The organism is Bartonella sp. CL162QHHD, assembly GCF_042195435.1.
GTDB lineage: Bacteria > Pseudomonadota > Alphaproteobacteria > Rhizobiales > Rhizobiaceae > Bartonella.
Genome location: NZ_JBHIOG010000057.1, coordinates 1 through 3,323, shown reverse-complemented (window position 1 = coordinate 3,323; position 3,323 = coordinate 1). Strand labels below are relative to the sequence as shown.

Below are 3,323 nucleotides of genomic sequence, written 5' to 3'. Positions count from 1 at the left end.
GCTTTTAGCCGGTGGGGTTGATATGGCGGCAACGGGTGCTGCTGGTGTTGTTGTTCTTGGCACCCAAGGGGATGTTGATCTCCAGAGCAGTCAAGGTGCGATTGTCGCTGAAAGTGTTTATGGGGCAGGAGATATCACCCTGGTTTCTCATAATGGGCTATCTGTTTCTCAAACAATTCTGTCGCATCAAAATGTTGCCATTCAAGCACAACCAGAAACAAATGCCCCCGTTCATTTTAGACAACTTTTAGCCTATGGTAAGGCAAATATTGAGGGTGGGGCGGTTGACTTTTCTTCGCTGATGACGGGTGAAAAAGCTGTTTTAAAGGTTGGCAGCCTTGATGCTGGCACACTGATGACAGGTGTCGTTTCTACGGGCGGTTCAGGGGATCTTGTTTTAGATAAAAACGGTTTTCTTTTGATTACAGCAAAAGAAGGGGTGAAGGTTGGTCAGATTGCCAGTGGTGGCAATATTGAAATTTTTGCAGGCAACGACATCTATGATGATCAGGTCATGGGCGATGGCAGCGCAACATTTACATCGGTATCTGGAGAGATCAGTGTTGAGAATGTGTTGTGTGCTGAGGGGGATGGGAGATTGACAGCAAACACTCTCGATTTAAGCAATAATCGTGCTCATATTTACACGCCGCAAACGCTGTCTTTAATTGCAGATCATATTGATGTCTCAGAGAGCGAATTGGCTTATGGCGGTTTAGACTTTCAAAGCACCAATGCCCTTGAGATTCACCATGCGCGGCTACAAGCCGTGACAGATCAGGGAGGGACTGGAGATATTCTTTTTGTTGCCCCAAGCGTTATGGTTGATGAGACAACGTCGGTTTTAGCAGCACGAAATTTCGTGATCAAAACGGGGGAGCTTGGAAATAGCGGTCAATTGGCATCGGGGCAGGATTTAGTCTTTAGCGTGACGGGCAATGTGACCAACAACAAAACGGGCTTAATTTATGTGAAGGGCAATGGTGCTTTACAAGTTGATGGTGCTTTGCTCAATGATTTTGGCACCATAATGACAGAAGGTGATTTATCTTTCACCAATGCAGATGGCAGCGGAAAAAGCCTTTCGCTTGTGAACAAAGCAGGCTTTATTCAAGCTGGTGGAAACTTAAATATCCAAACCAACACCCTAAAAAACGAAGCCGATAGCACGCCTGTCATCACGGAAAAAACGGAATATAGCGATATTTCTTTCCAAAGACCAAAGGGTTCTGATAGGCTCAGTGATGGGATGTTATATCAAGATGGTCCCAACCTTTGGGGAAAGGGACACGAACATCAAAGTCATACCGGACCTTTTGACGGGCACGTAAGAATTTTCTTGGATGTTCCTCTTTGGTCGAGCAAAGAAGAAACCTATGGCACCGCAATTTCAAGCGATGGAACAGTCTATAAGGCATTTACTTGGGAATTTAAGCCTGTCTATGATCAAAAGTCCGTAAAACGCTATCGATGGAATGGTGATAGATGGGGGTTCTTATCCCCAAACGAAGACTGGTCACACATGACAGAAAAGACTGTCACGCAAGGTTTTTCTCATAAACCAGTTTCGGGGGTAATACAATCTAGTGGCAATCTCATCATTAACGCTGATACCATTGACAACCATTATAGCTCTATAGAAGCAGGGGGTAATGCCGATATCCACGCCAATGTGCTGACCAATTTAGGTGCAACGGCTTATAAAAAAACTTATCTGGGTTGTAATGCCAATACGCAGGATGGTTATTGTTATGGCTATAAAGCTGATGGAAGCCGCGATGTTTCTTTAGATATAGCCGATGGCAAGGATCGCCATACTGGTTCAGAAGCTCTTGATGCAGCTCCTGGTCTTGTCCAAGCGGGTGGCACGTTGAATTTGGTGGTCGATCAACTCAATAACACGGCAGCGGAAGGTTCGATTACAGGGGATGCGCATTTTAAAGCACAAGCAGCTGAACGTAAACCACTGGAGTCCTTAAGTGGTTTAACCGGGGTTGATGCTCTCTTTACACCAAAAGTGGATCTCAATAATGCGGGGGAACTTGCTGAGGGGCTTCCTTTACCAAAGCCCCAATCGGGTGGGGTTGGGGGCACGCTACCCAATCAAAATTTCATTTATGAAACGCGGGCAGAATTTCTTGATGTCGGCAAGTTTTATGGTTCAGCCTATTATTTGAACAGAATTGGCTACAATCCTGATCGGGAGATTTTTTTCTTAGGCGATGCTTATTTCGAAAAGCAGCTGATTGAAAAACAAATGCGTGATCTGGTTGGTCAAGGTTTGGGTAAAGGCTCCTTTATTCCTGGAAGTGATGCCATTGAACAAGTCAAAACCTTGCTGGATGTCGGGGCAGAATATGCAAAAGCACACAATCTCCCCTTTGGTGAGGCTTTGAGTGAAGAACAATTGGCGTCCCTAGAAGCCCCGATGGTGATTTATGTGCGCCAACAGGTCAAGGGCATGGATGTTTACGCACCGGTGCTTTACATCCCTGAAAAAGACAGAGCCTCCTTTGTTTCTGCTGGGGCTTTGATCATGGGCGATGATGTCAATATCACCAGCCAAAATACAAGCAATTCCACAATAACCAATTCAGGGTGTATTGCGGCAAACCACCAATTGCATGTGCATGGCGGGGATATCCTCAGTCAAGGGGGGCATTTTGCGGCGGGTGGGGATGCTGTTCTCCTTGCGGAGAAGAATATTCGTTTGGATGCAGGGCGCACAACGGTTGACGGCGTGGAGACCGTATTAAACACCGAGGCGCTTTCTGCTGGTGGTAATGCAACGGTGATTGCTAAACAAAATATCACAGCCTCCGGGGTGGGGATCACTACCGGAGGTGATCTTGCCATGGCTACAGAACAAGGTAACTTGACGATCGGTTCAGCAGAAACCCATTACCATGATGAACAGGGTGATGCCACCATGCATCATAAATCAGAAGTCAACTCTGGTGGCTCAACGACACTTCTCTCTGGACAAGATTTGAATATTCTAGGCTCTGATGTTCAAGCAACGGATAAACTTCTCTTGCAAGCTGAGAGCAATGTTTCGATTGATGCCACACGCAACAGTGCCAATAGCCATCGCGGGGATCAAACCTTTCATGTCGCCGTGCACAATGGCTCTCATTTAAGTTCTGGAAAAGAGACCACTGTTCTCTCTGGAAAAGATATCCATATTGCTGCTTCCGATATAGATGCCAAGGGCAATGTTGGTCTTGGTGCCCAAGGGGAGATAACAATAGGGGTGAGAAACGATGAGATGGAGTATCATCTTCGCACCAAAAACACGAAAGTGGACATGCAAGCTTCTCATG

General features: G+C 46.2%; 1 protein-coding gene. It reads left to right on the top strand.

Going from position 1 to position 3,323, the window contains the following annotated elements:
• The coding region (locus ACFILD_RS05295) for a hemagglutinin repeat-containing protein (RefSeq protein ID WP_375664857.1) at positions 1–3,323 on the top strand (3,323 nt) is incomplete at both ends.